This is a genomic window from Sphingomonas sp. Ant20, assembly GCF_000783375.1.
In the GTDB taxonomy this organism is placed as follows: domain Bacteria; phylum Pseudomonadota; class Alphaproteobacteria; order Sphingomonadales; family Sphingomonadaceae; genus Sphingomonas; species Sphingomonas aerolata.
The window spans coordinates 1-5,615 of the sequence record NZ_JRVI01000269.1 but is presented as its reverse complement, the minus strand read 5'-3'; the positions used below and the strand labels follow the sequence as shown (position 1 = coordinate 5,615).

Annotated in this window: 4 protein-coding genes and 2 pseudogenes; 3 read left to right on the top strand and 3 right to left on the bottom strand. The window is 68.4% G+C overall.

Annotated elements, in window-relative coordinates; all coding sequences use genetic code 11:
• Positions 1-142 precede the first annotated feature (142 nt).
• Both NI18_RS20025 and NI18_RS20020 read right to left on the bottom strand, forming a co-directional pair.
• Positions 143-1,324 carry an acyltransferase family protein gene (locus NI18_RS20025; protein ID WP_037532786.1) on the bottom strand — a complete coding sequence of 394 codons (1,182 nt, stop codon included), beginning with the start codon at positions 1,322-1,324 and terminating at the stop codon, positions 143-145.
• Between the two features lie 84 nt (positions 1,325-1,408).
• On the bottom strand, positions 1,409-1,930 hold the full coding sequence (locus tag NI18_RS20020; protein ID WP_037532783.1) for a DUF1993 domain-containing protein: 522 nt from the start codon (positions 1,928-1,930) through the stop codon (positions 1,409-1,411).
• A gap of 115 nt (positions 1,931-2,045) precedes the next feature.
• On the opposite strand from NI18_RS20020, the gene ispG reads away from it, so the two are divergent.
• The 3 genes and pseudogenes from ispG to NI18_RS23805 all read left to right on the top strand — a co-directional run bounded on the left by ispG (position 2,046) and on the right by NI18_RS23805 (position 5,137).
• Positions 2,046-3,185 (top strand): flavodoxin-dependent (E)-4-hydroxy-3-methylbut-2-enyl-diphosphate synthase, encoded by a 1,140-nt coding sequence (ispG, locus tag NI18_RS20015; RefSeq protein ID WP_031440350.1) that lies wholly within the window; start codon positions 2,046-2,048, stop codon positions 3,183-3,185.
• 609 nt (positions 3,186-3,794) lie between these two features.
• Positions 3,795-4,085: pseudogene (locus NI18_RS27515) on the top strand (EamA family transporter); the annotation flags it as partial.
• Positions 4,086-4,620: 535 nt separating this feature from the next.
• Positions 4,621-5,137, top strand: a pseudogene (locus NI18_RS23805) (GNAT family N-acetyltransferase).
• Positions 5,138-5,186: 49 nt separating this feature from the next.
• Here NI18_RS23805 and NI18_RS23800 read toward each other — a convergent pair.
• Positions 5,187-5,426 carry a DUF1176 domain-containing protein gene (locus NI18_RS23800; RefSeq protein ID WP_084215334.1) on the bottom strand — a complete coding sequence of 80 codons (240 nt, stop codon included), beginning with the start codon at positions 5,424-5,426 and terminating at the stop codon, positions 5,187-5,189.
• Positions 5,427-5,615 lie beyond the last annotated feature (189 nt).

Below are 5,615 nucleotides of genomic sequence, written 5' to 3'. Positions count from 1 at the left end.
AGCACGGCCGAGCCGGCGTCAAGCGCGCGCGACAGGCCGGCGCGCGCGCCCGAATCCTGCTCGGCGGAGAGCATCTCGCGGTCGAGCTTGCCCGCGCCGCCGTGGATGACGAGGGTCCAGTTGGGTTGGGGCATGGGGGCTTTCACAAGGTTGGCGGGGTGGGACGAAGGTGGAGACGCAGCCCGATCAGCGGGCGCAAGGGGGCGACCCTGCGGCCGATCAGGTAGAAGGCGAAACAGCCGATCAGCGTCGCGGCGAGCAGCACCAGGAACTCCGCCCAGCCGGGAAGGCCGGCGGGGAGCAGCGCGTACATGACGAGGACGATGAGCGTCTGGTGGATCAGGTAGAAGGGGAACACCGCCTCGGTCAGCATCGGCCGCCAGCGATGGTCGCGGTTGAGATGGCGTTCGGCGAGCCCGATCAGCGCGACGATTCCGCCCCATTGTTCAAGCGCATGCGCGATGCCGTAGGCGGTATAGACCCAGTGCGGCTTCGCAACCCCGGCGGGCCAGCCGAGCTCTATGCCGAGGATCGTCGCATAGCCGAGCAGCGCGAGCCCGGCGCCGATCTTCCACAGCCGCGCGATCGCGGCGATCGCGGGTTCGGAGCGCGCGAGGCCGAAGCCGAACAGGAAGGCGGGGAAATAGGTGATGTGCGCGATCCAGTCGCCGAGCAGCGCCTGGCTCTCGGCCGCCATCTGGAACCACCAGCCGTGGACGAAGATGAGCCAGGCGAGCGGGAGGAGCAGCACCAGCCAGCCGCCGAAAACGCGGTCGAAGAGCCGCTGCGCGCCGCGGCTGCGGACATTCTGGTGGCTGCGCAGGCTGCGCGGGCCCCGGACCAGCGCGACGCCGAGCGTCAGGACCGTCGTGTAGACAAAGAGATAGACGACGAACCAGAGGTGGTTCCAGGCGGGCAGCCACAGGCCGTCGAGCGGGGCGAAGCGGAAGGCGTCGTGCGTCCAGAAGGTCCAGTAGCTGCCCGCATAGCCGTGCCGGGTGACGAGCTCGACCCAGGGTTGCGGGGGGACGATGACGAGGATGCCGAAGGCGAGCGGCACGAGCAGCCGGTAGCAGCGCGTCGCGAAGAAGCGCACCGGTCCGCTCGACCGGCGGAGCAGCGCGCGGCTGGCATAGCCCGAGACGACGAACAGCAACGTCAGCCGCCACGCATTGGTGGCGAGCATCGGCAGCCGGACCCAGTCCTCGACATGCGCCGACTTCACATGGAAGTTCCACGGCACGAAGACCATCGCGATATGGTAAAGGATCAGCAGGGCGAAGGCGCCGATCCGCAGCCAGTCCATGCCGTAATGCCGGGTCATCGCAGCGCCCTAGGCGGCGGGTGACGGGGCTGCAAGCACGCGCTGCCCCGTCACACCGGCGCGGGCCCGCCCGGTCCGGCCCGGTCAGGCGGCCATGCGGGGGACGCCGAGGAAGTCGCGCTTGCCTAGCGAGACGCCCTGCGCGCGCAGGATCGCGTAGGCGATGCTGGCGTGGAAATAGAAATTGGGCTGCGAGAAGGACAAAAGGAAGTTGGCGCCGGTGAAGGGCATGACATAGCTGCCAAATTCGAACTTCGTCGCGGCGGTGGCAAGCGTGTCGAACTCGGCCGGGTCATAGGCCTCGAGCGTCGCGATCGCGCCCTGGACCGCGGCGTGGAGCCCGGCGAAATCGGTCGGCCAGGCGCTGCGGTCGGGGGAGAAGACGCCGTCGCGGACGCCCTGCACGCCGCCCGCCGAATGCGCGACGCACGATTTCACCTGATAGCCGAAAGGGAGCATGTCGTCGGCGAGCTTTGCGTCGATCAGCGTGGCGGGGTCGATCCCGCGCTCGGCGGCGAAGCCTTCCGCCTTGTCGAGCAGCGCGTCGAGCGCGCGCAGGACCTGGAGGTTGGAGGAGATCGTCGCATCGTAGAGGGACAGGGTCATCGATCGGGCTCCGCTGAGATGCGGCAGCCTATGGCCGTGCGGCGGCATGTGCCAGCGTTGTTTCGCTCGCCGCGTCCAGCCGCTATATACGGCAGTGAACCCACGAGGAATCTTCATGTCCCTTCGTCCCTGGCGCGATATCACCCGCCGTACGAGCCGCCAGATCATGGTCGGCAACGTCCCCGTCGGCGGCGATGCGCCCGTCACCGTGCAGACGATGACCAACACGCCGACCGACGACATCAAGGCGACGGTCGACCAGATCCGCCGATGCGAAGAGGCGGGCGTCGACATCATCCGCGTCAGCTGCCCCGATGTCGAATCGACCAGCGCGCTCAAGCAGATCGTCCGCGCGAGCCGCGTGCCGATCGTCGCGGATATCCATTTCCACTATAAGCGCGCGCTCGAGGCGGCGGATGCGGGCGCGGCGTGCCTGCGGATCAACCCGGGCAATATCGGGTCTGCGAGCCGCGTGAAGGAGGTCGTCGACGCGGCGAAATCCAATGGCTGCGCGATCCGGATCGGCGTGAACGGCGGGAGCCTCGAGCGGCATCTGCTCGAGAAATATGGCGAGCCGTGCCCCGATGCGCTGGTCGAATCGGCGCTCGATCATATCAAGTTGCTGCAGGACCATGATTTCCACGAGTTCAAGGTCGCGGTGAAGGCGTCCGACCTGTTCCTCGCGGTCGCGGCGTATCAGCAGCTCGCCGAACAGGTCGACTGCCCGCTGCATCTCGGCATCACCGAGGCGGGCGGGTTCGTCGGCGGCACGGTCAAGTCGGCGATCGGGATGGGCAGCCTGCTCTGGTACGGGATCGGCGACACGATCCGCGTCTCGCTGTCGGCCGAGCCCGAGGAGGAAGTGCGCGTCGGGTTCGAGATCCTGAAGGCGCTCGGCATCCGCAACCGCGGCGTGCGCGTCGTGTCGTGCCCGAGCTGTGCGCGGCAGGGGTTCGACGTGATCCGTACCGTCCAGGCGCTGGAGGAGCGGTTGCAGCATATCCGCACGCCGATGTCGCTCAGCGTGCTCGGCTGCGTCGTGAACGGGCCAGGCGAGGCGCGCGAGACCGATATCGGGATCACCGGCGGCGGCAACGGCAAGCACATGGTGTATCTGTCGGGGGTCACCGACCATCATGTCCAGGACGCGGACATGGTGAACCACATCGTCAAGCTGGTCGAGGCCAAGGCGGCGGAGATCGAGGCCGCGGATGCGGCTGTCGCGGCGCTGGTGCCGGAGATGGCGGCGGAATAAGCGGGGTTTTATCGGGCGGTTGGCTGCGTTTGAGGGCCTTGCTTGCGCCTCGTCATCCTGACGAAGGTCAGGATCCAGGGTTGCGGGGCGTGGCGCTGTTTGGCTCTGGATCCTGACTTTCGTCAGGATGATGGGGTGGCCTGACGAACGTCTCGGATTTTAGCAGTGCTTCGACTTCGCTCAGCACGAGCGGGGAGGGGTGTGGCGGTGCTTCGACTTCGCTCAGCCCGAGCGGGAGGGGCGTGGCGGTGCTTCGACTTCGCTCAGCACGAACGGGAGGGGGTGGCGTTGTTTGGCTCTGGGTCCTGACTTTCGTCAGGATGACGGGGAGGACGCCTCCGCTGTTCTCCCGCGTAGGCGGGAGTCCAGGGTTTTTGCGGTGGGGGTGGGGCTTCTGGGCCCCCGCTTTCGCGGGGGAACCGACACTCGCGATCGTGAGGATGCTGACAGCCTGCGGGCGATGATGGCGCCGGTGGGGGATGCCGGTTAAGCGGGGGGAGTGGGTATTGGCATCTTCTCAGCGGCGGGGCGGGCGGCGTGAGGGGGCGTAGCGTTTCGCCTGCGCTGGCCTTTGCGGTCGCCGCGCTCGGGATCGGGTTGTTCTCGGTGATGGACGCGGTGATGAAGTCGCTGGTGCTGGGGATCGGGGTGTATAACGCGCTGCTCTGGCGGCAGATGGCGAGTGTCGGGCTGGGGGCGGTCGCCTGGAAGCTCGGGCGGAGCGGGCGGCCGAGCGGGCGGGCGCTGAAACTCCATTTTGCCAGGGGGTTGGTGACCGCGGCGATGGCGCTGCTGTTCTTCTGGGGGCTGGCGCGCGTGCCGATGGCGCAGGCGATTTCGCTGACCTACATCTCGCCGATCCTCGCGCTGCTGCTTGCCGCCGTGACGCTGGGCGAACGCGTCGGGCGCCGGGTCGTGGTCGCGTCGGTCGTGGCGCTGGGCGGGGTCGGGATCGTGATGATCGGGCATGGCCGCGAGGGTGCGGCGGGGGCGGCGAGCCTGACGGGGGTCGCCGCGGTGCTCGGATCGGCGCTGCTCTATGCGGTCAATCTGGTGATCGCGCGGGTGCAGGCGCAGGCGGCGCGGCCGGGCGAGATCGCGTTCTTCCAGGCGATGGTGGTGACCGCGACGCTCGCGCTCGCGGCGCCGTGGCTGGCGGTGGTGCCCGATGCGGCGACATGGCCGCGGCTGCTGCTGGCGGCGGGGCTGGCGACCGCATCGCTGTGGCTGCTCGGCTGGGCCTATGCGCATGGCGATACAGGGTTTCTGGCGACCACCGAATATAGCTCGTTCGTCTATGCAGCAGGCCTCGGCTATCTGGTGTTTGGCGAGCGGGTGTCGGCGTTACCGCGTGCGGCGCGGGTGTCATCGTCGTCGCATGCCTGTATGCGGCGCGGCGGCGCGATATCGCGCAGACGTCGATGGAGGCCGCCGCATGACCCAGATCCGTTCCGCCACCCGCGCCGATATCGGCACGATCCTGCGCTTCGTGCGCGAGCTTGCGGCGTTCGAGCGCGAGCCCGATGCGGTCGAGGCGACAGAGGCGACGCTGGGCGAGGCGCTGTTCGGGGACGCGCTCGCAGCGGAGGCGGTGATCGCGGACGGGGCAGACGGGCCGGTCGGTTTCGCGGTGTTCTTCCACAATTTCTCGACCTGGACGGGCAAGCGCGGCCTGTATCTGGAGGATCTGTACGTGACGCCCGAGGCGCGCGGGCAGGGGGTCGGCGGCGCGCTGCTCGCGCATCTGGCGGGGATCGCGATCGACCGCGGGTGTGCGCGGTTCGAATGGTCGGTGCTCGACTGGAATGCGGATGCGATCGCGGTCTATCGCAGGCTGGGTGGCGGTGGGGATGGAGGACTGGACGATCCAGCGGTTGACGGGGGATGCGGCTGGTCAAGCTGGCGGGGCGGTAGGGGGTGTCGTCAGCCTGAGCCACGCAGTCCGGCGCTAAGTAACTCTGGATCCTGACTTTCGTCAGGATGACGGAAGAAGAAGGGGCGTCAGTTGCGGGCGACCGTCGTGCGCCAGATGACGGGCCAGGTGATCGCGCCGCGGCATTCGCCCAGCATGCGCATTTCGGCGAGGCGGAAGCGGGTGCCGTCCCAGACATAGTCCTGGCCGACGCCGCAGTCGCCGATGCCGCGGCCCTTGGCGTAGGAGCTGAGCAGCCCGGTCTTCGGGTCGTAGCCCGCGTTGACGAGGGCGGGTTTCGCGCCGGGTTCGCCGAATTGCGGGGGCAGGTCGAACGGCGCTTCGCTGGCCTTGCGTCGCGGACGATCAGCGCGCGGGTGATGACATTATACGCGCCGGATCCGCAGGATAGCAGGACGAGATCGGTGGTCGCGTCGAGCGCATGGGTCTCGTTGGTGACGGGGCCGAACTGGTCCGCGGCGCAGCCGGTGCGCTGGCGCATCTGCGCGACGAGCCGC

Coding starts and splice junctions, on each gene's coding strand:
- NI18_RS20025 (WP_037532786.1), bottom strand. CDS start 1,324: ATGACCCGGCATTACGGCATGGACTGGCTGCGGATCGGCGCCTTCGCC.
- NI18_RS20020 (WP_037532783.1), bottom strand. CDS start 1,930: ATGACCCTGTCCCTCTACGATGCGACGATCTCCTCCAACCTCCAGGTC.
- ispG (WP_031440350.1), top strand. CDS start 2,046: ATGTCCCTTCGTCCCTGGCGCGATATCACCCGCCGTACGAGCCGCCAG.